Below are 21,963 nucleotides of genomic sequence, written 5' to 3'. Positions count from 1 at the left end.
CCACCGGTCTGGCGGTGGGCCTCGGGCTCATCGTCGCGATCGGGGCGCAGAACGCGTTCGTCCTGAGGCAGGGCCTGCTCGGCCGGCACGTGTTTGCGGTATGCCTGACCTGTGCCGCCTCCGACGCCATCCTGATCACCGCCGGCGTCACCAGTTTTGGCCAGATCACAGCCTGGCTGCCCTGGCTGGAGCCGGCGATGCGGGCGGCCGGCGCGCTCTTCCTGACAGTCTACGGCGCCCGAAGCCTGCTGGCGGCGCTGCGCTCGACGGGTGGCCTGCAGCCTGAAGCCGGCGCGGTTGCCGGGCGCGGCAACGCATCGACGCTTGCGAGCACCCTGCTTGCCTGTCTGGCCATCACCTGGCTCAACCCCCACGTCTATCTGGATACCGTGGTCATGCTCGGCACGGTGGCGTCACAGTACGAAGACGGCCGATGGGCGTTCGCCAGCGGTGCGGTCTCCGGCTCGTTCCTGTTCTTTTTCGCACTCGGCTACGGCGCGCGCCGCCTGCAGCCGCTATTCGCTCGCCCCATCGCCTGGCGACTGATGGAGGCCTCCATCGGCGTGGTGATGTGGTTGATCGCGGCACACCTGGTGTTGCGGGGGTAGGCGGTTTGGGACAGGCACGAAGTTGGTGGGGTGGAAAACTTCGGGACAGGCACGAAGCCCGTCCCGAAATCAGTGCTTACTCGCCGATGACCAGCGAGCGGTTGCCGTCGAGGGTCCACTCGTGGAGTGAGCCATCATAGAGCGCCACATCGGGGCGGTCCGCGATCTCCGAGACGCCGAACCATGCCAGCGACGAGACATGCCCCGAGTTGCAGTAGTTGATGATCGGCCCGTCGGTCCCCGGCAGCATTGAGGCGACGATTTCCCGGGCAGCCTTCGGCGAGCGCCAGTAGACGATGCCGTCGCGTGGCGCCACGAACTGGGTGAACGGAAGCGGCCGCGCCCCGGGCAGATGACCGCTACCGTCCACGTAGTCCTTGCTCATCTGACCGGTGAACTGCACCAGTGGACGGTTATCGACCAGCTGAGCTGGCGAGTCGCCATCGATCACGGCCGTGACGTCCTGGGTCGTCGCCAGCAGATCCTCGCGCGGGGCTCCGGCGGTGTAATTGCCGTTGGCAGCCGATCCCGGCGACTCGGCGACTTCGCCGCCGGCGGCATCCCAGGCGGCGGCACCACCGTCAAGGATCGCGACGTTGTCGTGACCGAAATATTTCAGCTGCCAGTAGAAGCGCGAGGCCACGGTGGCATCGCCATACACGGTATCGCCGGCCGGAGCGATGACAATGGTGTCGTCATTGTCCACACCCAGGCCCTGCATGACCGTTTCGAACGCTTCAGCGGAGGGCGCCAGATAGCGGATGGTGTCCTTCATCCCCGGTCGCTCCGAGAGGAACTCCGACATTCCGACGAATGGCGCACCGTCCACAAAACCGGTGGCGTCGTAGTTGGACGGACGCCGCGATACGTTGATCAGCGTAACCTCGTCCTGATGAGCCAGTGCCCAGTCGGCGCCGACCACCGGCCCGGGCAGGTCGACCGACGCCGCGTCCTGCGCCATCGCGGCACCGGGCAGGGCAACGGCGACGCCAAGGGCCGTTGCATGGAATGATTGACGGATCGTCATCATCGTCACCTCTTCAATCGTTAAAACGTGAATTCGCGAACCGAGGGATCCGCCACCAAGGCACCGATCGCCGGCGGCTGAGCAACGCCCACGCCATCGATCAGATCGGCCTCGGTGTACTCGCGGTTGGGCAGATAGATCGCGCAGACATCAACCTGGACGCCGTTATTCACCAGCCGCTGGATCATCTGCGCCGGGCTGGCGTCGGGGCCGCGCAGGGTCTCCGACTCATCCACCTCCGAGCTCACGGCCAGATCGCCCGCGTCGTCGCAGAGAAGGACCTGAGGAACAGCGCCGTTTTTCTGCGCCTGCATGGTCAGGATGAGGGCCATGGCCTGTGTCTCATCCTCGTCACTGGTGAGGATGGACAGCATGTCCGGCCCACTCTGGGCGAGCGCCGAGGCGGAAAAAACCGTCAGCACGAAGCCGGCGAGGAGTTGTCGAAAAGTATTCATGGAAGGGCTCCTGATCGGGTTCTGGTCAGTGAAAGGGGAACGATTCACGCCTTGCGGGCGCAGGTATTGAGGCCCAGCAGGCTGTAGGCCGGGCAGGTGCTGAACACGGCCGTCGCGAGCGGGACCAGGCCGATCCAGCCCCAAGCCATGCCTGAGTTGAAAACCGCCAGCGCGATCAGCGCCAGCCCGACGATGGCGCGCAGGGCGCGGTCGACTGTTCCGATGTTCTGTTTCAGCATTGCGGGTATCCTTACAGTATTCGACTGCATCAGGTTTAATGACCCGGACAGTAGGCGCGTGATGGCGGCCTGCAATCAGTGATCAAGTCACACACCACGGGTGGGCAGCACAGTGAAAGATTTCGACGAGACCGCAATCGCCGACAATCGGCTGTTCGATGCGCTGGATGAAACCACCTGCAGGCGGGTGCTCGAGGGCGGCAGACGCATGACGATGCCCGCCGGCACGCCGGTCTTCGCCCCGGGCGACGAATGCCAGGGGCTGCCACTGGTCATCGAGGGTGAAATCCGGGTGCAGATGATCGGCGCATCGGGGAACGAAATCGTGCTCTATCGCATCCAAGGGGGTGAAATGTGTCCCCTGTCGCTAGGCTGTCTCCTTTCCCGGAACAGCCACCAGTCGGAAGCGATTGTGGAGAAGGACAGCGAGGTGCTGGTCCTGTCGCCGGCATTGACGACCGAGCTGATGGACCAAGCCGTGTGCTTCCGCCAGGCGATACTCGAGAGTTATGGCCAACGTCTGCAGTCGCTCATGCTGGTGATCGAGGAAGTGGCTTTCCGGCGTCTCGATGAGCGGCTCGCCGAAAAACTTGTCGAACGTCAATTTCAGGGGCAACTGGCCGTCACCCATCAGGATCTTGCGGTAGAATTGGGGACGGCTCGGGAAGTCGTCAGCCGGCTGCTCAAGGAGTTCGAACGTCGCGGTCTCGTTCGGCTCGAGCGCGGTTGCATCACGATCAGCGATCGCGACGCGCTTGATCGGGTCCGCGGTGAGACCGCGAAGGACAGGACCGCATGAATAAGACGCGGAGGGCCGCGTTTTAAGTTGGCAAGCCAGAGGCAAGCGTCATGGAATTTGATCCCGTACTGATATCGCGACTGCAGTTCGCCTTCGTGGTGTCGTTCCACGCCATCTTCCCGGTGTTCACCATCGGACTGGCGTCCTACATCGCCCTACTCGAGGGACTGCATTTCAAGACCGGCAACCCGCTCTGGGCGCAGCTCTCGCGGTTCTGGACCAAGGTCTTCGCCGTGGCGTTTGGCATGGGCGTGGTCTCCGGGATCGTGATGTCGTTCCAGTTCGGGACCAACTGGAGCAACTTCGCGCAGGCATCAGCCAACTTCCTCGGGCCGATTCTCAGCTACGAGGTGGTCACCGCGTTCTTCCTCGAAGCCGCCTTCCTCGGTGTGCTGCTGTTCGGTCGCGACAAAGTGCCGCGGGGCACGCATCTGTTCGCCGCCTGCATGGTGGCGCTAGGTACCTTCGTGTCGGCGTTCTGGATCCTGGTCGCCAATAGCTGGATGCACACACCGGCGGGCGCCGAGTTCCGGGACGGTATCCTCCACGTGACGAGCTGGACGGAAGCGATCTTCAACCCGTCGTTCCCGTATCGGTTCACGCACATGGCCGTTGCCAGCTTCCTCACCGGCAGCTTCGTGGTGGCGGGTGTCAGCGCCTGGTATCTGCTCAAGGGTCACAGGGTCGAGGCCAACAAAAAGGCCCTGTCCATGTGTCTGTGGATGATCCTGTTCCTGGCGCCGGCCCAGGCCGTCATCGGCGACTTCCATGGGCTGAATACGCTCGAGTATCAGCCGACCAAGCTGGCGGCCATGGAGGGCAACTGGGAGACCCAGTCGAATGTGCCGCTGCTGCTCTTTGCGCTGCCCAGTAAGGAAGCGCAGGGCAACCTGTTCGAGGTGGGCATCCCCAGCCTTGCCAGCATCATCCTGACCCATCATGCCGATGGCGTTGTGCCGGGCATCAACGAGGCGTCACCGGCGGAGCAGCCACCGGTATCGATCGTGTTCTGGTCGTTCCGCGCCATGGTGGGCATCGGCTTTCTGATGATCGCCTTCGGTCTCTGGGGACTGGTGCTGCGCATGCGGCGTCAGCTCTACGAGCCGGGTCTGTTCCATCGCACCCTGCCGTTCATGATCGCCGCGCCCTTCATTGCCGTGGTGGCCGGCTGGGTGACCACCGAGTCAGGCCGCGCGCCGTGGCTGGTGTATGGCATGTTGAGCTTTGCCGAGGGCGTCACGCCGTCACTCAGTGGCTGGATGGCCGTGGTGAGCCTGATCGGGTACATGGCCGTCTACGCGGTCGTCTACGCGGCGGGCGGATACTACCTCTGGCAGGTGGTGAAAGGCGGAATGGATGGCTCCGAGCCGGGTAGCGACGAGGCCGGCGCCCATCCCAAGCGTCCGCTCTCCGGTGGCGGCCCCATCGGCGACGCCGCGCCCGCTGCGCCGCTGAAGGGAGACTGGACATGATCGACTTCACCATGATCTGGGCGGCGATCATCGCCTTTGGCGTGATCATGTATGTGCTCATGGACGGTTTCGACCTGGGCGTGGGGATCCTCTACCCCCTCGCCCCGGACGAGGAATCCCGCGACATTATGATGAACACCGTTGCACCATTCTGGGACGGCAACGAGACCTGGCTGGTGCTGGGTGGCGCCGGTCTGCTGGGTGCCTTCCCGCTGGTCTACTCGGTGCTGCTCCCGGCCCTGTACCTGGGGGTGTTCCTGCTGCTTGCCGGTTTGATTTTCCGCGGGGTGGCGTTCGAATTCCGGTTCAAGGCCAGTCGTGAGCGCAAGCACTTCTGGAGTGTCGCCTTTGCGGGTGGGTCTGCCGTCGCCGCACTGGCGCAGGGCATCGTCGTCGGGTCCTACATCCAGGGTTACCAGACCGAGAACATGGTCTACACCGGCGGGGCCTTCGACTGGCTGACGCCGTTCACGCTGCTGACCGGCGTCGGACTGCTGATCGGTTATGCGCTGCTCGGCAGCACATGGATCATCATGAAAACCGAAGGCCCGGTTCAGGAGTGGGCGTATCGCATCGCCCCCAAGCTGCTTGCCGGCGTGCTGGGCATCTTCCTGATCATCAGCTTCTGGACGCCACTGGTCGACGAATTCGTACGCCAGCGCTGGATGGACACGCTGTCGCTCATCTGGCTGCTACCCGCGGGTGCGCTGGGCTGTGCCTATCTGGTGATGCGGGCGATTCGGCGACGCGACGAGGGCATCCCGTTCGTCGCCACCATGGGGCTGTTCGTATTCACCTATCTGGGTCTGCTCGCGAGTAAGTGGCCCTATGTGGTGCCGCCGGACTACACCCTCTATGACGCGGCCTCGGCACCCGAGTCGCAGGCATTCCTGCTGGTGGGCGTGCTGTTTGTCATTCCGGTCGTGCTCGCCTACACCGCCTGGACCTACTGGGTGTTCCGCGGCAAGGTGCGCGCCGGTGAGGGCTACCACTAGCGAATGACACCCAGGGAATGGCTGGCCCGGCAACGCCGCGAGGTGTCCGGGCCACTCCGGTTGGCCGCGGTACACGGGATCGCCGAGGGCGGACTGATCATCGCGCAGGCCGGACTGATCGCGTGGCTGGTCCAACAGGTGGTCATTCACGAGCGCCCCCTCGGCGATTTCCTGCCTGCCGGCCTGATCCTGATTGGCGTTGTCGGTCTGCGACCGTTGTTTGCCTCACTCCGGGCCGGGGCCGGTATCTCGGCGGCCGCCCGGGTGCGGGCAGTGGTCCGTCGCCGCCTCATCCACCATGTGGAATCCCTGGGTCCCGCCGGGCTGGCGGACATCAGCAGCGGAGAGCTCAGCAGCCAGCTGACTGATCAGGTGGACGCCCTGGAGGGCTACTTCGCCCGCTATGTTCCGCAGATGACCATTGCGGTGATCGTTCCCGCGGCCATTGTGGCGGCGGCGTACACCCAGGACTGGATCGCCGCCAGTTTTCTGCTGCTGTCGGCGCCGCTGATCCCGCTTTTCATGGCACTGGTCGGCATGGGCGCCGAGCGTCTCAACCGTGACCAGTTCCTGGCGCTCGGCCGTCTATCCGGTCAGTTTCTCGACCGGGTGCGGGGACTGACGACGCTGCGGTTGTTCGGCCGCACCGAGGACGCCGCCGCCGGCATTGTCTCGGGATCGGATGAGTACCGGCAGCGGAGCATGCGCGTGCTGCGCGTCGCCTTCCTCTCCTCGGCGGTGCTCGAGTTCTTCGCCTCGGTGGCCATCGCCGTCGTCGCGATTTACATCGGCTTTGGACTGCTCGGCTACATCGAATACGGCCCGTCCACGCAGCTCACGCTTTTCAGTGGCCTGTTCATCCTCTTGCTCGCCCCGGAATTCTTCCAGCCCCTACGAACGCTCGCGCAGCACTACCACGACCGCGCCACCGCCCTCGGCGCCGCCGAGCTCCTCAACGAGCTCGAATCCCGGCCGGTGGGGGAGGAAAAGTTTGGGACGGAAAAGTTTGGGACAGGCACGTTGCGGGAGGGCGCAAAGTTCGGGGAGGAAAAGTTTGGGACAGGCACGTTGCAGATGACCGATCTGCGCCTGGATCGGGTGGGGCGTGGGACCATTCTGCGGGTCGATTCCTTTCGCGCGGACGCCGGTGCGCGGGTCCTGATCGAAGGCCCCTCCGGTACGGGCAAGACCTCGCTGCTGCTCGCCATCGCCGGCCTCCTGCCAGTGGCTGAGGGCACAATCGAGCGGCGGTTTTCGGACTCGCGGATCGGCTGGCTGGGTTCGCCGCCCTTCCTGGCCAACACGAGTATCCGAGCCAATATCCGTTTTGGTGACCCCGCCGCCGATGACTCAGCCATCCTCGATGCCGCCCATCAGGCCGGAGTCATGGAATTCACCGACCGCCTCGACCAGGGGTTGGATACGATTGTTGGCGAACGAGGCCTCTCGCTATCAGGGGGACAGGCACAACGTGTTGCGCTAGCCCGCGCCCTGGTCTCACCGGCACCGATGATATTGCTCGACGAACCGACCAACGCGCTGGACGCGACAACGGAAAGCTACGTGCTGAAGGCCATCAACACGCTCGCGGCCGAGGGCCGTGTGGTCGTGATCAGCAGTCATGACGCAGCGCTGCGGGGAGTCGCTGACCAGCGCTACCGCATCAACGCTCAGCAGCTCGAGATGATTCGCAATGGATGAGCTAAAGCCTTATCTGCGGATGCTGAAACACTACAGGGGCCGGCTGATCCTTGGCGCGGTCCTGATGTTCGTGACAAGTGCGTCAGGGATTGGGCTGCTGGCCCTGTCCGGCTGGTTCATCACGGCGACCGCTATTACCGGGGCACTGATTGCGGCCGGTGTCGCGGCCACGCTCGAAATCTATATCCCCGGGGGCGGCATCCGGACTTTCGCGGTTTCCAGAACCGTCGCACGCTATTTTGAGCGAATCTTCAACCACGACACGGTACTCCAGCTTTTGCGTGACCTGCGTGGGCGTGTTTTCACCCAGCTGAGTCGTCTCAATCCGGCGGAAATGGCGCGCCTGCGAAGCGGCGAACTGCTCAACCGCCTGACCACGGATATTGATCGCCTCGACGGACTGTACCTGCGCGGCCTTTCGCCGCCGGTTGTGGCTCTGCTTGCGATTCTGCTCGTCGGTGCTCTGCTTGCAATCGGCGCGCCCTGGCTCGGCGGGCTCGTGATTGTGGTTCTCACGACGATGGCCGGCGGGGCCCTCTGGATGGCCTGGCACACCGGCCAGCAGCTCACCCGGGATCTGGCGGCATCATCCGCCGCGCTTCGTGCAAGTGCCATGGATCACGTCACGGGACTCTCGGAGCTGACCGCCTTCGGCAGCCTGGAGCATCATCGCCAGGCCGTGATGCAAGCCGACGACCAGGCCCGCCGGCGCGATGAACGGATTGCCAAACGCATGGCCTACGGCGAATCGATCCTCAACAGCGGCATCCATCTAACCGCCGTGCTGGTGCTACTCATCGCCCTGCATCTTTTCCAGACCGGTCAGACCAGCGGCCCCTTTGCCGTCATGATGCCCCTCGCCGTACTGGCGCTGCTCGAACCGCTCGGCGTCCTCCCCGCCGCCGGCCTCCAGCTCGCCCGCGCCCGCGCCTCCGCGCAACGGCTGAGTAATGGGGTGAGTAATGTGAGTAATGGGACAGGCACAATCGACGGCCTCTCGACGAACAACGGGAACAACGGGACAGGCACAAAACAGACGTCAGACGCCAGCTCCAAAACCACGGTTCAACCGGCTGGAGCACACCCGCGCACCGAGGGCCTCAGCCACGCGCCGCCTGTGAGCATCAACGCCGTGTCGCTCGTGCGCGGGGCGGGTGCCCGCGTCCTCGATAATCTCCACCTGGATGTATCGCCCGCGGAGACCATCGGGATTATTGGCGTATCCGGCTGCGGAAAATCCAGCATCGCCGCCATGATTGCCGGTCAGCTTAAGGTAGATAGCGGCACGGTCGAGATTGATGGAACCTCGATCGAGACATTTGATCTTGACGCCCTATATCCGGATATCGCCTACCTCACCCAGCAGACCGACCTTTTCAGCGGCTCATTCGCGGGCAACCTCCGCATCGCCAACCAGCATGCCGACGAGTCGATGATGTGGGCAGCCTTGCAAAGTGTTCAGCTGGATGGATTCGTGGCATCAACGGATCAGGGCTTACACACCTGGGTAGGCGAGTCCGGCATGGAGCTATCAGCGGGACAGGCACGACGTCTTGCACTGGCTCGCCTTTTCATGCGCAATCCTCAACTCGTCATCCTTGATGAGCCGTTGACCGGCCTGGACGAGCAGACCGCGGAGGCTGTCTCAGCGAGACTCTCCGACTGGCTGTCAGCGCGGACCGCCATCGTCCTCGGTCACGGACCGGAATCTCTGCCCCGTGTCGATCGACGGCTATTGCTGCGCGCGGGCGCGCTATCCGAAGAAAACTAGACAATAGAGGCCCCCATGACCCACCGCATCGCACTGATTCCTGGCGACGGGATTGGCGCCGAGGTAATGCCAAGCGCGCTACGCTGTCTCGAGGCGCTCTCCCGCCGTCCCGGGCTGAACTTCGAATTCACCGACTTCCCCTACTCCTGCGAGTACTACGCGCGGCATGGGGTGATGATGCCCGCGGATGGGATCGAGCAGCTTCGGCCTCACGACGCGATCCTGCTGGGCGCGGTGGGCTATCCGGGTGTACCCGATCATGTCTCGCTCTGGGGGCTTCTCCTGCCTATCCGGCGTGAGTTCGGGCAGTACGTCAACCTGCGTCCCGTGCGACTGCTCCGGGGTCTCACCTCGGCGCTGCGCGATCGCGGCCCCGAGGACATCAACTACCTTGTGGTCCGCGAGAATAACGAGGGTGAGTACTCGGACATCGGCGGGCGCATGTATGACGGGCTTCCTGAGGCCATGGCCATCCAGGCCAATGTCATCACCCGCAAGGGTAGCGAGCGGATCCTCGATTATGCCTTCCGGCTTGCCGATTCGCGGGCGCGCCAGACGCTTGCCTACGCCACCAAATCCAATGGCATCAAGCACAGTATGCCCTTCTGGGATGAGCAGGTCGCAGCGATGGCGCCACGTTACCCGGCGGTCAATGTCGAGCAGTATCACGTCGACATCCTGGCCGCCAATCTGGTCACGCATCCGGACTGGTTCGATGTCATCGTTGGCACCAACCTGTTCGGGGATATCCTCTCGGACCTGGGCCCGGCGACGGCCGGTGGGATCGGTGTCGCCCCCTCCGCGAACATCAACCCGGATCCCGGCGTGCCATCGATGTTCGAGCCCGTGCATGGTTCAGCGCCGGACATCGCCGGTCAGGACATCGCAAACCCGATCGCCATGATCTGGACCGTTGTCATGATGCTCGAGCATCTCAACGAAAACGACGCCGCGACCGACCTAATGAGCGCCCTGGAAGCTGTCACCGGCGAAGGCAAAGTCATGACCCGCGACCTTGGAGGCACCGCTGGCACCGTCGAGTTTACGGATCGCGTGCTGGCCGAGCTTGGGTGAAAGTTTGGGACTGGGTAAAAGTTTGGGACAGGCACGTTATCAGCCCGTTTTCAGCCAAGGAGCAAAACCATGCGTTACATCCTTCATTCAGTGACTGCCGCAGCGGTGATGGTGCTGATACCCGCAATCGCTCAAGCGGAAATCGTGACCGAGACTGTTCGTTACAGTCATGGCGAGCAGGCGTTCGAGGGCTATGCGGCTTACAACAGCGCCCTTGGCAGCGAGCAACCGACAGTCATCATCATCCATGACTGGGACGGCCTTGGAGATTATGAGAAAGCGCGGGCCGAGATGCTCGCCCAGGCCGGTTACGCCGCGTTTGCGGTGGACCTGTTTGGCGCAGGTGTTCGTCCGCAGAGCATTGAGCGACGCCGCGAACTGACCAATGCCCTTTACGCCGATCGCGACCGCATGCGGGCACTCATGGAGTCAGGGCTTGATGCAGCCGATAATCAATCGGCGATCGGAGCCGACACTGCAGTGGCGATCGGTTACTGCTTTGGAGGTGCTGCGGCGCTCGAGTGGGCGCGCTCCGGCGCTGATCTAGAGGGATTTGTGTCCTTCCACGGCGGTCTGGCAACGCCCGATGGACAGACCTATGAGCAAGTCCAGGCTCCCTTGCTGATCCTCCACGGCAGCAATGACCAGGTCGCTCCCATGAGCGATGTCGCTGACCTGGCTGCAAGACTGGATGAGGACAGTGCCGCCTATGACATGGAGATTTACGGCGGCGCACGCCATGCCTTCACCGACTGGCATGCGAGCGAGCGATACGACGCCAGCGCCGACCTCAAGTCCTGGGCGGCGATGATGGATTTTTTGGGACAGGCACTTAACGCGAATAACTGACAGCGCAGATGGCAGGCCACAAATCTTCGTCGCCAACCGCTTTCAGCGTTGACAACCAGGGCAGTACACAGTGGCGCGCTGGCCGAGGCGGCTTGTGCGCAGCATCCGTCCGCAGCGCCTGCAGGGCTGTCCGCCTCGTCCGTAAGCGTCCAGGGATTGCTGAAAATAGCCCGGCTGGCCGTCGCTGCGGCTGAAGTCGCGAAGGGTCGTGCCCCCTGCCTCGATCGCCTCGGCGAGCACTGCCCGAATTGTGGCAGCGAGGCCCTCGAAGCGCTTCCGGGACACCCGGCCTGCCGCACGGGCCGGGTGGATCCCCGCACGAAACAAGGCTTCGGTCGCGTAGATGTTCCCGACACCGACGACGATGCGGCTGTCCATGATGAATGCCTTGACTGCCAGCCGTCGGTTACCGGCCTGAGCATAAAGATAGGCGCCATCAAACCGGGCATCAAAAGGCTCAGGCCCCAGTGAGCGCAGCAGCGAGTGTGACTCGGCGGGCTCTTCGGTCAGGTGGATGCTTCCAAAGCGCCTCGGATCATGAAACCGCAGACAGCAGTCACTCCCCACGAGAAAGTCGACATGGTCATGCTTGAGGGGCGGGGTGTGCGGCGGGACCACTCTGATGTAGCCGGACATCCCCAGGTGCAGCATCACAGCGCTACCTGAGTCGAGCCGCATGATCAGGTATTTGCCACGACGGTCCAGCTGCCAGATCCGAGCCCCGGTGATCGCCGTTGCCAACTCGGCGGGAATCGGCCAGCGCAGCCTCGACTCGCGGACAACTGCTCGTTCTATGACCCGCCCGACACAGTGTGGCTCAAGGCCCCGACGTGTCGTCTCGACTTCAGGTAGTTCGGGCATCAGCTCGCCCCCGCTCAGGGTCAATCGGGCATAAAAAAGCCCGCTTGTAGCGGGCCTTGAAGTCTGCGCCTTGCAAGACTTTTATTTGATCTTGGCTTCCTTGTACACCACGTGCTTGCGCACCACCGGGTCGTACTTGCGGAACTCAAGCTTATGGGGCGTGTTCCGACGGTTCTTGTCGGTAGTGTAGAAATGCCCCGTGCCGGCGGTCGATACAAGTTTGATCTTGTCGCGCATGATTACCTCAGACCTTTTCGCCGCGGCTGCGCAGATCCGATACAACCTGCTCGATGCCGAGTTTATCGATGAGCCGCATCCCCTTACTGGAGATCCGCAGCCTTACCCAACGGCTCTCGCTCTCGAGCCAGAACCGATGATAGCGCAGGTTGGGCAGGAAGCGCCGGCGCGTCTTGTTGTTGGCGTGTGAGACGTTGTTTCCGGTCATCGGGCGCTTGCCGGTGACCTGACAGACTTTGGCCATTTGGCCCTCCCGAAATCCGTTACCGAGCTGATGCGCAACTGCGCTCACTGAGCTGTGTTTTATACCAGCATCGATGTCACGCTGCAATGCTGCGGACGCCTTACTCCTTGAATTTGCTCCGGGAAAACACAAGGTCTATGGGTATACCAGGTTTGGGACAGGCGCAAAAAGGCATGGAGTATCAGGACTACTACAAAACCCTCGGCGTCAACCGGGATGCGTCGGCCGACGAGATCAAGAAGGCATACCGCCGGCTTGCGCGCCGATACCACCCGGACGTAAGCGAAGAGCCAGACGCGGAAGCCCAGTTCAAGCGCATATCCGAGGCATACGAAGTCCTGAAGGATCCGGAAAAGCGCAAGCTCTATGACCAGCTCGGCGAGAACTGGCAGGCAGGCCAGGACTACTCACCACCGCCGGGGAACCAGCGCACTGGATCCAACACAACCTCAGGATTTAGCAGCGGCGGTGACTTTGGTGATTTCAGCGACTTTTTCGAAAGTATCTTTGGCCGCGGCGCAGCGGGCGGTTTCAATGACCCCTTCGGCGAGTTCCGCGGTCAGCAGCGGGGGCCGGATCGGGACAGGCACCAAGGCACGAGCGCGCAGGGACGGGATGTCAGCGCTGAGCTCGAAGTCGACCTTGAGGATGCCTACAGCGGGGCCACCAGGACGGTCAGCTTCACAGCAGCGGGACAGGCACAATCCGAGCGCCGCGAACTCAAAGTCAAAATCCCGGCCGGCGTCACTGATGGGCAGAGGATACGCCTGAAGGGTCAGGGCGAAGCATCACCTTTTGGCGGGGAGAACGGGGACCTTCTGATCAGGATCCTGATCAAGCCCCATCGACACTTCCAGCTCGATGGCAAAGATGTCCATCTGGTGCTTCCTGTCGCACCGTGGGAGGCGGCGTTGGGCGCCACAGTCGCGGTACCGACGCTCGGCGGAAAAGTTGAGCTGACTATCCCTGCTGAAAGCCAGAGCCAGAAGCGGCTACGGCTGAAGGGACGGGGCATGCCCGGAAAAACCCCCGGTGATCAGTATGTCAGCCTCATGATCGTCAACCCGCCGGCCAAAACGGAGGATGCGAAGGCGGCTTTTGAGTCGTTCAGGGAGGCCTTTGACTTCGACCCGCGCGCTAGCCTGGGCTCGCATTGAGGTTATCGCTCGTCTCAAGGAAAAGACCGGCGGCGCTGCGATACCCCCTGACGTAGCGGCGCCCGAGCTGCCGCGCCAGGCCTGGTAGCCTGACGGCATCCCCCAGCACCGCCTGACGGTAGCGCGTCTGACCTGTTACGAACTCCACCAGACCTCGAGCCGCGAGACCAAGCCGTTCCGCTATCGGCGGCATCTCCGCGGCAATCACTGGGACACCTGGTTTGGTCATATGACGTCCGGTCCAGTCGAGTAACTCCAGATACTCAAATTTTTCTCCGGGAAGGTCACCAGCAGCCATTCCGAGATCGGTACCGGAGAAAGGCATGATGACTGGCCCGGAGGCCTTATCGGTCCCCGTGGCGGCCTGCTTGAATCGTTGGACGGCCGAACAGTCACGCCCTGCTTCCGGGCGATCCACCATCCCCGCACGCAGCGGGTTAAGGTCGACATAGGTCATGGCGGCAAGCAGCGCCCCTTCATCCGCCAGCGCCTGAGACCGGTAGCGGCCCTGCCAGAAGTGGCCTGTAACACCATCCTCGTGATTAGCGCGACGAGCGATGGGCTCGTTCAGGCAGCGCATGAACCACGAAATACTCATCAGACGTGAGCGATATCCCTCGATCATCAGGCGCATCGCTGGATGAGGCGTCGCGGACTCACCCGCGCTGACAAACTCGTGCATCCACGCCGGTCCTCTGAAGATCCGTAACCAGCGCTGAATGACCTCCCGGGGTTTGAGAGCTCGGGCGTCACTCTCATTGACGCGCACCACGAGGTGATAGTGGTTGGACAGCACCGCATAGGCGCAAAGATCAATTGCGAACACGTCAACCAGATGGGCAAGCCGTGCCTTGATCCACTCGCGCCGATGCGAATAGTCCTGGCCGGTGAGGGAATCTTTCCCGCAGAGGAACTGCCGGCGCACGCACCGGGAAACGAGGTGGTAGTAAGGCGTTGCCTCAAGCGAAATCTGATTGCGTCGTGGTTGCCCCATCCCTGGTCTGCTCCTCGACGGTCTATGCAAGCGTTATGGAAAAGGTGGAAACAGCCGCCGGCCGTGGTGCTTGGCGTCCTTTCCTCGACCCCGTCACCAGCGACTGCCCACGACTGCAGTGTCGCCAACAAATGGATCGATCACCAGCCCAATCCACGCCTGAGCGACCGAACGGCAGCGGCCGTCCGACGAGCGGCAGGTCAAGCGAATGGGGAGAAGGAGGAAGGTGACCAGCCGCCAGTCCGGGGATAAATCAGCGTCCCTGCTGCCAAGTCCATCGGCCCAGCGGCTGGTCGACTCTGAGTATCCACGCGGAAGGGAGGCATTGGTATCCCCCATATGAGGGGGGTCAGGCCGAACTTGTCGCATTCAAGCAAAGTGCTTAGGGTTTCAGTAGAATCTGGTTCGGGACAGGCACGTTGGAGGAACAGTCATTACCGCCCGTCGCCACGCGTCCCTGACACCCCAGCCCCTGTCGACACTCAATAGGTTTAACTCGATGACCGACGTCAACCTCGCAACGGCGCGAGACAACATGGTGGAGCAGCAGCTGCGCACGTGGGAAATCCTCAACGAGCGTGTGCTCGAAGTGATGCACAGGATGCCGCGCGACCGCTTCACGCCGAGTGCGTTCGCCAACCTCGCATATGCCGACATGCAGGTGCCGATCGATCATGACCAGGTGATGCTCGAACCCAAGGTGGTCGGCCGCTTGCTGCAGGCGCTTGATCCGCAGCCGAACGAGCGGGCTCTGGAGATCGGTACTGGAACCGGGTATTTGACGGCCTGCCTCGGGGAGATGGCGGCGGATGTCACGAGTGTGGATCTCTACCCGGAATTCACCGAGCTTGCCGCTTCCAACCTGAAAAAGCAGGCGATCGAAAACAACCGCCTCGAGACCGGGGATGCAGCGTTGGGATGGGATGACGGCCGTCGCTACGATGTCATTGCGGTTACCGGCTCACTGCCGGAACTCCATCAGGGATTCCATCGCAGCCTGACCCAGGGCGGGCGATTGTTTCTGATTGTGGGACAGCCCCCCATCATGGAAGCCGTTCTGATCACGCGCGTCGGCGAGGACCAATGGGCACGTGAGAGTCTGTTTGACACAAGTGCGCCGGCGCTGGTCGGAGCCCCCGTCACACGCAGTTTCGCGGTCTGACCGGGACCGCAACGGATCAATGCTTTGCTGACGATTACACCTAGGGAATTGCACGAGCAACTGACAACGGGACAGGCACGTTTCACGCTGCTCGATGTCCGCGAGGATTGGGAAACGCGGATCAACCACCTCGAGGGCAGTATGTTCGAGCCCATGAGCGGCATTGACCCAAGCCTTGCTGAGCGAGTCCCGGCGGACCAGGACATCGTCGTGATTTGCCACCATGGCGTCAGAAGCGCTCAAGTGGCCCAGTGGCTTGAACAAAATGTGCACTCACGAGTCTTCAACCTGAGCGGCGGGATCGACGCCTGGTGCCATTCCGTTGACCCCGATTTACCGAAATACTGATCAAGCAGGTTATTACGCAATGCGTGACCCCAGACAGACGCCGGCGCGGACGGCCCTTTTTGCGGCGGCCATTTTTGTGGCTGTCCCGAACCTGGCGAACGCCGAGAGCCTGACGAGCATCTACGAGCAGGCGCGCACCAGCGACCCGCAGTTTCAGCAGGCAATCGCAGATCGCAACGCCAGAGAGGAGCTGCTGCCACAGGCACAGGCCGGACTGAAACTGGACGTCGCGCTGAGCTCGACCTACGATGCGATCGATAATCGGGAGACCGACGATCAGTTCCAACAGCTTACCTACGGGGTATCGCTGACCCAGCCGCTGTATCGCTACTCACAGAGCCAGGCTGTCGATCGAGCGGACGCTCAAGTCAGTCAGGCGCGGGCCGAGTTCGATTTTGCCCGGCAGGAACTTATCCTGCGCGTGGCTGAGCGCTACTTCGCAGTGCTCGACGCCCGCGAGGCGCTGGACGCGGCGGAAGCGAACCTCGACGCGATCCGACGTCAGCTCGATCAGGCCGAGCAGCGCTTCGAGGTGGGAGTGATCGCCCGCACTGATGTCGAAGAAGCCCGAGCGAGAGCCGATCTGGCCCAGGCGGAGCGGCTGCAGGCCGAAGACGATCTCGAGAGCCGGCGAGAGGAGCTGCGCGAACTCACCGACCGCGCCCCGGAACAGCTCGATGCCGTGCGGGCTGAAGTCTCGCTTACCGCTCCCGAACCCGAGGATCCGGCCACCTGGCGTGAGCAGGCCGAAGAGGAAAACCGCCAGCTGGCGGCTGCCCGGTTTGCCGCAGAGGCCGCCATGGAAGGGGTTGATGTCCAGCGCGGCGGGCGCTTGCCGACCGCCGATCTGGTGGCCGGATACAACCGCTCGCGCAACTACAACAACGATGGTATCGAGCGTGAAACCAACCAACTGAGTGCGGGTGTTGAGCTCAACTTCCCGCTCTATCAGGGCGGCGAAGTATCCTCCAATGTCCGTGAAGCGCAGTTCCGGTATACCGAAGCGCGCGAGGCGCTGGAGGAAACGCGCCGGACAGTCGGCCGCAACGCGGCTGATGCATACCGGGGCGTTCAAACAGCGCTGGAGCGGGTTCGGGCACTTGATCAGGCCCGTGTTTCGACCCGGTCCGCGCTGGAGGCCACGGAAGCGGGTTTTGAGGTTGGTACTCGGACCATTGTCGATGTGCTCAACGCGCAGCGCGAGCTATTCAACGCCGAGCGCGATTACGAGCAGGCGCGCAACGCGTATCTGGTGAACACCCTGCGTTTACGGCAGGCCGCCGGGACGTTGACCGAAGCTGATCTCGAGCGGGTCAATGATCTGCTCGGGGAGTCCTGAGCGGCGGCAGAACGCACCGCTCGAGGATATCCAACGTCCGCTCACTGGCCCCGCGGTGGGCTTCGATGAGCGTCTGGGCATTGCGGCCGGTTTGCTCGAGAAAGTGCCTGTCCCGAAGCAGCATCGTCACCGACTGGGCCAGGTCGGCGGCGGTCTCGACTCTGATCCGCCCCCCGCAACGGCCTAGCAGCGCATCGATCTGCTGGCAGTTGGTCACGAAAGGCCCCATCAGGATCGGCTTACCGAGCGCGGCGGGTTCAAGCGGGTTGTGTCCCCCGACGGGCACCAGACTTCCCCCAACAAATGCCAGATCGACCGCGGATAGATATCGGGTCATCTCACCCATGGTGTCGCCGAGCAAGACTCTCGTGGAGCGGTCCAGAGCGATGGAATCGTTGAGATCTGATACCTTGAGAACGTGCCTGTCCCAAACTTCTTCGGACCTGTCCGCACCATCAGCCGGCCACTGGAAGCGCTCGGGATGGCGGGGCACGGCGATCAAAAGCGCATCAGGAAAGGCTTCAAGCACCATCTGATGGGCATGTCGGATTAGCTCGGACTCTCCCTGCCGGATACTGGCGGCCACCCAGACCGGGCGCTCCTCACCTATAAAGGCCCTGAGCCGCATGCCGGCCTCCGCCTGACGGGCATCGACTGGCTGATCGAACTTGAGATTGCCGGTGATGTGGATATGTCGCTTTGGGACAGGCACGTTGTCCGGCACGTTATCCGGCCCATCACTCCCTACTAATTCACTGAACCGCTGGGCGTCCTCCTCGGTCTGTGCGCACAGGCAGGTGAGCCCCCGGAGCGACTGCTTGATCAGGGCACCCAGTCGCTGATATCGCTTGAGACTTGCGGCGCTCAGGCGGGCATTGATCAGCGCCACGGGGACGCTCCGCCGGGCAAGTGTGTCGAGACGATTCGGCCAGATCTCAAGTTCGATAAACACGGCAGCCGCCGGTGAAAGCGCGTCCACAAATCGCTCGACAGCCCCGGGGACATCCACCGGGGCATACCCGTACTCGACGGTCCCCCGATAGCGCCGCGCCAGGGTTTCCAACCCCGTTGGCGTATTGGTGGTGATATAGAGAGAGCGCCCGTCGACCACCAACCGATCAATCAGGCTCTGCGCCGCCCGCACTTCCCCCACCGAAGCGGCATGCACCCAGATGGCTCCGGCCTTTGGCGGGTGACTGCCAAAGCGGCCCCAGCGCTGCTCCCGACCGTTTTTAAAAGCGGTATTTTTCCGCCCCAGACGCCACAGATAGACGCGATAAGCCGGCGAAAGCGCTCGGGATATCAGGCGATAGGCAGCCAGGTTCATTCGTGCAACCGCTCATCGGCGGGCGTCGCCATTAATTGATCCAGACGCTCGACCACCATCGCCGGGGTGATCAGCGACATGGCACCGGGATCGCGCACACGCCGGCCCCAGCGGACTGTTTCAACCGATCGCTTGAGAAAGCGCTGAACAGCGGCCGGATAGGCGTTGACCACCCACTTTCGGCCCAGCACTGGTCCGGTGCGATCCGGGTTGGACGTCGCGTAGAGCCCGATAGCCGGCGTCCCCGCCGCCACCGCCATATGCACCGGCCCCGAGTCGGGAGCAATCACCACCGTTGCGCGCTGGATGAGGGCGAACAGGGTTTTCAGGTTGGTGCGACCGACCAGGTTCACGAGGTTTGGGACAGGCACGTTATTGCTGCCCGCCAGCGCCCGCTCGATACGCTCTGCATAGGCGTACTCGAGCTCGCTGTGCCCGCCGGTGAGAACGACCTGCAGGCCATGGTGTTTGGCGGCATGCCGAACAACTTCGGCGTAGTGCTCAGCCGGCCAGTTGCGGAAGTTGCGAAAGCGCTCACTGCTACAGGGGCTGATCACCATCAGCGGCGTCCCTGCGACCAAGCGATCAACCTCGTCCCTCGCCGCCTGCGGGACCGGGATGTCCCATTTCAGCGTTCGATCCCGGACCCCGAGTGCTTCACAGAAACCGAAAAACCCCTCAGTGACATGACCGGGCGGTGATGCGGGAATCCGACGATTGATGAAAAGGCCATGACCGTCCCGCGCCCGAGCGCGATCAAACCCCACGCGTAGCGGCGCACGGACAGCTCTCGAAGCCAGGCCCGCCCGCAACGCGACCTGCATCAGCAACAAGGCATCGAATCTGCGGGCGCCAAGCTGGCGCCGCAATGTGCCTGTCCCGTTGTTTTTGTCGTGCGCAATGACTTCCACGCCATCCAGATCACCCAGTAGACTGGCTTCCACTTTGCCCATCACCCAGGTGAGCTGCGTATCCGGCAGCTGGGTCTGGAGCGTGCGGACAACGGGAACGATATTGCAGCAATCGCCAATCGCTGAGAGACGAAACAGACACAACCGTTCTGGCAGCGGTTCAGCCGGGTTTGGACGGTAATGGGGCATATAAGCGTCCGACAAAAGGATGATGAGTACTTTATCAGCCCAGATCCGGCCTCGCCCGCCAGCCATTCCCCTCAACTGTTCGATGTTGACGCGCTGCGGGCCCAGGGCTTGCTCGACGGTCAGGCCACCGGTCGCGCCCAGGCCTACTTCCTGCGTGCCCACGGTAAGCACCTGGTTCTCCGTCACTACCGCCGTGGCGGCCTGCCCCGTCACTTGAGCGACGACCGATTTATCTGGACGGGACTCTCGCGGAGCCGTCCGTGGCGGGAGCTGGCGGTGATGGCGCGGTTGCGAGCACTGAATTTTTTTGTGCCTGTCCCGTTCTTAGGACGCGTTCAGCGACAGACGATGACCTACACGGCGGACATCCTTACCGAACGGATCCCAGGCGCTCGGTCGATGGCCGATCGGGTGGCTGATGACGCTTCGACGGCGATTTGGGCGAAGATCGGGCGGGTGGTGCGCGGCTTTCATGATGCGAGTGCGCATCACCCGGATCTGAATATTCGCAACATACTGATCGATGAGAGCCATGAGGTCTGGTTGATCGATTGGGACCGAGGGCATCTGCGTGCCAACGCTCTCCTGAAAACCCGAAGCCTGGCGCGATTGAAACGCTCGCTCGACCAAGAGCCCGGGCTGACGGAAGCGTTTGAGCGGGGCTGGCCGCGATTGCTCGAGGCCTACGAGTCCGGCCCCTGAATGCGCTCAATGATTGAGCTGGTGGATTCGCCGTCCACAAAATCAAGCACTTCCACCTCGCCACCTGCCGCAGTGACGGCGTCGTAGCCGGCAATCGCCTCCGGTCGATAATCACCACCCTTGACCAGCACATCGGGCAGCAGCGTTTCGATCAGATTCGCGGGGGTGTCATCCGCAAACGGAATGACCCAATCAACCGCCGCCAACGCCGAGAGGACCGCCATGCGCTGCGCCAGAGGCATCACCGGACGGCCTGCCCCTTTGAGACGTCTCACGGATTCGTCGTCATTGACGGCGACGATCAGGCGGTCGCCCCGCGCCCGCGCCTGTCCCAGATAATGGACGTGCCCCGCGTGTAGAAGATCGAAGCAGCCGTTGGTCATGACAATGCGCTCACCGCGCTCGCGCAGCGGCTCGAGGATTTTCAGCAGCGTCTGCGGGTCGGTGACTGGATGATCCCGCGGTGACTGCCCGATCGCAGCCTCCAGCTCCGGCACGGTCACTGACGCCGTACCCACCTTGGCCACGACCAGCGAGGCCGCAAAGTTGGCGATCGCGGTCGCCTGATGAAAATCGGACCCCGCGGCCAGCGACGCCGACAGCAAGGCGATCACCGTATCGCCCGCGCCGGTCACATCAAAAACCTCCTGGGCATGAGCCGGCAGGTGGAATGGCTGCGCGTCGGAGCGCAGCAGGCTCATCCCGGCCTCGCCGCGCGTCACCAGCATTCCCGCGATTGACAGGTCATCCAGCACCGGCGGGACGACCGTCTCAAGAAAGTGCCTGTCCCAAACCTCATCCCCCCGAGCCGACCGACCGGCACCGTGCCTGTCCTGATACTGCCGGAATTCGCCAAGGTTGGGGGTGAGCAGTGTGGCGCCGGCGTAGCGCTGCCAGTCCGTGCCTTTGGGGTCGACGAGGATTGGGACAGGCACGTTCCGCGCTTCAGCGATCAGCGCCTCGACGTGCGAGAGCGTGCCCTTGGCATAGTCGGAGACGATGACGACATCGGTATCCGCGAGCGCGGACCTGAACAGATCGGTCAGGCCGTCGGTTTCCGAGGCCGTGAATGGCCGCTCGAAATCAAGCCGCATGAGCTGTTGTCGCTGGCTGAGCACGCGCAGCTTGCAGATCGTGGGGTGAGTATCGACACGCTTGAGCATCGGCTCGACGCCGCCGGCCCGCAGCGAGGCCTCGAGAAGCCGGCCGTGGTCGTCATCCCCGATGAGCCCGATGATTCGCACCTGAACGCCCAGTGCACCAAGATTCATGGCGACGTTGGCCGCGCCGCCCGGTCGCATGTCCTCGCCATCCACGCGCAACACCGGCACCGGCGCCTCAGGCGAGATACGACGGGTCGGGCCGTGCCAGTAGCGATCAAGCATTACATCACCGACCACGAGCACCCGGGCGGCCTCAAAATCCGGCAATTCAAGCTGCATCGAAACCCTCGAGGCGGTAGATTGTGTGAACCATGATGCAGATTCTAGCAGCCACCGCGC

At 62.9% G+C, this 21,963-nt stretch carries 23 protein-coding genes; 13 read left to right on the top strand and 10 right to left on the bottom strand.

Annotated features, from left to right (window positions below):
* Window positions 1-14: 14 nt before the first annotated feature.
* The gene (locus BA899_RS08495; RefSeq protein WP_235013341.1) at window positions 15-608 is read left to right on the top strand and encodes a LysE/ArgO family amino acid transporter; all 594 of its coding nucleotides are present in this window, start codon (window positions 15-17) and stop codon (window positions 606-608) included.
* Window positions 609-684: 76 nt separating this feature from the next.
* Here the strand turns inward: BA899_RS08495 and BA899_RS08490 are convergent, their stop codons facing one another.
* Genes BA899_RS08490 through BA899_RS08480 form a run of 3 tightly spaced genes read right to left on the bottom strand, consistent with a single transcriptional unit; the run spans window position 685 to window position 2,329 of the window.
* Window positions 685-1,638: a sulfurtransferase gene (locus tag BA899_RS08490; RefSeq protein ID WP_235013340.1), complete on the bottom strand. Its 954-nt coding sequence runs from the start codon at window positions 1,636-1,638 to the stop codon at window positions 685-687.
* A 17-nt stretch (window positions 1,639-1,655) separates the two neighbouring features.
* On the bottom strand, window positions 1,656-2,090 hold the full coding sequence (locus BA899_RS08485; RefSeq protein WP_200833083.1) for a DsrE family protein: 435 nt from the start codon (window positions 2,088-2,090) through the stop codon (window positions 1,656-1,658).
* A 44-nt stretch (window positions 2,091-2,134) separates the two neighbouring features.
* Window positions 2,135-2,329 (bottom strand): DUF2892 domain-containing protein, encoded by a 195-nt coding sequence (locus tag BA899_RS08480; RefSeq protein WP_110882325.1) that lies wholly within the window; start codon window positions 2,327-2,329, stop codon window positions 2,135-2,137.
* Between the two features lie 100 nt (window positions 2,330-2,429).
* Here BA899_RS08480 and BA899_RS08475 point away from each other — a divergent pair, with 100 nt between their 5' ends.
* From BA899_RS08475 to BA899_RS08445, 7 genes are all read left to right on the top strand, one after another.
* Window positions 2,430-3,128 (top strand): Crp/Fnr family transcriptional regulator, encoded by a 699-nt coding sequence (locus BA899_RS08475; protein ID WP_235013339.1) that lies wholly within the window; start codon window positions 2,430-2,432, stop codon window positions 3,126-3,128.
* A gap of 50 nt (window positions 3,129-3,178) precedes the next feature.
* Complete coding sequence (locus tag BA899_RS08470) at window positions 3,179-4,600, top strand: cytochrome ubiquinol oxidase subunit I (RefSeq protein ID WP_159300345.1); 1,422 nt, start codon at window positions 3,179-3,181, stop codon at window positions 4,598-4,600.
* Entirely contained in the window at window positions 4,597-5,595 is a 999-nt protein-coding gene (cydB, locus tag BA899_RS08465; protein WP_198515217.1) for a cytochrome d ubiquinol oxidase subunit II, read from the top strand. The genes BA899_RS08470 and cydB overlap by 4 nt, the downstream gene beginning before the upstream one ends.
* A gap of 3 nt (window positions 5,596-5,598) precedes the next feature.
* Window positions 5,599-7,296 (top strand): thiol reductant ABC exporter subunit CydD, encoded by a 1,698-nt coding sequence (gene cydD / locus BA899_RS08460; protein ID WP_159300344.1) that lies wholly within the window; start codon window positions 5,599-5,601, stop codon window positions 7,294-7,296.
* On the top strand, window positions 7,289-9,067 hold the full coding sequence (gene cydC, locus BA899_RS08455) for a thiol reductant ABC exporter subunit CydC (RefSeq protein WP_159300343.1): 1,779 nt from the start codon (window positions 7,289-7,291) through the stop codon (window positions 9,065-9,067). Before cydD ends, cydC begins: the two co-directional genes overlap by 8 nt.
* Before the next feature lie 15 nt (window positions 9,068-9,082).
* A complete protein-coding gene (locus BA899_RS08450; protein WP_159300342.1) occupies window positions 9,083-10,141 on the top strand; it encodes a tartrate dehydrogenase in 1,059 nt (352 codons plus the stop codon).
* Window positions 10,142-10,210: 69 nt separating this feature from the next.
* Window positions 10,211-10,990, top strand: coding sequence for a dienelactone hydrolase family protein (locus BA899_RS08445; protein ID WP_159300341.1), 780 nt, complete (start codon window positions 10,211-10,213; stop codon window positions 10,988-10,990).
* Window positions 10,991-11,032: 42 nt separating this feature from the next.
* Here the strand turns inward: BA899_RS08445 and mutM are convergent, their stop codons facing one another.
* The 3 genes from mutM to rpmB all read right to left on the bottom strand — a co-directional run bounded on the left by mutM (window position 11,033) and on the right by rpmB (window position 12,332).
* The gene (gene mutM, locus BA899_RS08440) at window positions 11,033-11,851 is read right to left on the bottom strand and encodes a bifunctional DNA-formamidopyrimidine glycosylase/DNA-(apurinic or apyrimidinic site) lyase (protein ID WP_159300340.1); all 819 of its coding nucleotides are present in this window, start codon (window positions 11,849-11,851) and stop codon (window positions 11,033-11,035) included.
* A gap of 81 nt (window positions 11,852-11,932) precedes the next feature.
* A complete protein-coding gene (gene rpmG / locus BA899_RS08435; RefSeq protein WP_110882318.1) occupies window positions 11,933-12,088 on the bottom strand; it encodes a 50S ribosomal protein L33 in 156 nt (51 codons plus the stop codon).
* A 7-nt stretch (window positions 12,089-12,095) separates the two neighbouring features.
* A complete protein-coding gene (rpmB, locus tag BA899_RS08430; RefSeq protein ID WP_110882317.1) occupies window positions 12,096-12,332 on the bottom strand; it encodes a 50S ribosomal protein L28 in 237 nt (78 codons plus the stop codon).
* A gap of 173 nt (window positions 12,333-12,505) precedes the next feature.
* Here rpmB and BA899_RS08425 point away from each other — a divergent pair, with 173 nt between their 5' ends.
* A complete protein-coding gene (locus BA899_RS08425) occupies window positions 12,506-13,489 on the top strand; it encodes a DnaJ C-terminal domain-containing protein (RefSeq protein WP_159300339.1) in 984 nt (327 codons plus the stop codon).
* Here BA899_RS08425 and BA899_RS08420 read toward each other — a convergent pair.
* A complete protein-coding gene (locus BA899_RS08420; RefSeq protein ID WP_159300338.1) occupies window positions 13,470-14,483 on the bottom strand; it encodes a transposase in 1,014 nt (337 codons plus the stop codon). The two genes, BA899_RS08425 and BA899_RS08420, sit on opposite strands and share 20 nt — an antisense overlap.
* A 499-nt stretch (window positions 14,484-14,982) precedes the next feature.
* Between BA899_RS08420 and BA899_RS08415 the strand changes: the two genes are divergently transcribed.
* From BA899_RS08415 to BA899_RS08405, 3 genes are read left to right on the top strand one after another with little or no spacing between them, the layout of a single operon-like run.
* Window positions 14,983-15,645, top strand: coding sequence for a protein-L-isoaspartate O-methyltransferase (locus tag BA899_RS08415; protein WP_144346964.1), 663 nt, complete (start codon window positions 14,983-14,985; stop codon window positions 15,643-15,645).
* Window positions 15,646-15,693: 48 nt separating this feature from the next.
* Entirely contained in the window at window positions 15,694-15,993 is a 300-nt protein-coding gene (locus BA899_RS08410) for a rhodanese-like domain-containing protein (protein ID WP_200833082.1), read from the top strand.
* A 19-nt stretch (window positions 15,994-16,012) separates the two neighbouring features.
* Window positions 16,013-17,332, top strand: a complete 1,320-nt coding sequence (locus BA899_RS08405; RefSeq protein ID WP_159300336.1) for a TolC family outer membrane protein — start codon at window positions 16,013-16,015, stop codon at window positions 17,330-17,332.
* Here the strand turns inward: BA899_RS08405 and BA899_RS08400 are convergent.
* Window positions 17,307-18,659: a 3-deoxy-D-manno-octulosonic acid transferase gene (locus BA899_RS08400; RefSeq protein ID WP_159300335.1), complete on the bottom strand. Its 1,353-nt coding sequence runs from the start codon at window positions 18,657-18,659 to the stop codon at window positions 17,307-17,309. The two genes, BA899_RS08405 and BA899_RS08400, sit on opposite strands and share 26 nt — an antisense overlap.
* Complete coding sequence (locus tag BA899_RS08395) at window positions 18,656-19,759, bottom strand: glycosyltransferase family 9 protein (protein ID WP_159300334.1); 1,104 nt, start codon at window positions 19,757-19,759, stop codon at window positions 18,656-18,658. The genes BA899_RS08400 and BA899_RS08395 overlap by 4 nt, the downstream gene beginning before the upstream one ends.
* Here BA899_RS08395 and BA899_RS08390 point away from each other — a divergent pair.
* Entirely contained in the window at window positions 19,751-20,461 is a 711-nt protein-coding gene (locus tag BA899_RS08390; protein ID WP_159300333.1) for a 3-deoxy-D-manno-octulosonic acid kinase, read from the top strand. The genes BA899_RS08395 and BA899_RS08390 overlap by 9 nt on opposite strands.
* Here the strand turns inward: BA899_RS08390 and hldE are convergent.
* Window positions 20,443-21,903 carry a bifunctional D-glycero-beta-D-manno-heptose-7-phosphate kinase/D-glycero-beta-D-manno-heptose 1-phosphate adenylyltransferase HldE gene (gene hldE / locus BA899_RS08385; RefSeq protein ID WP_159300332.1) on the bottom strand — a complete coding sequence of 487 codons (1,461 nt, stop codon included), beginning with the start codon at window positions 21,901-21,903 and terminating at the stop codon, window positions 20,443-20,445. The genes BA899_RS08390 and hldE overlap by 19 nt on opposite strands.
* Window positions 21,904-21,963: the final 60 nt, after the last annotated feature.

This window comes from Spiribacter sp. SSL99, assembly GCF_009805925.1.
GTDB classification, from domain to species: domain Bacteria; phylum Pseudomonadota; class Gammaproteobacteria; order Nitrococcales; family Nitrococcaceae; genus Spiribacter; species Spiribacter roseus.
This window is presented reverse-complemented; position numbering and strand designations above follow the sequence as displayed.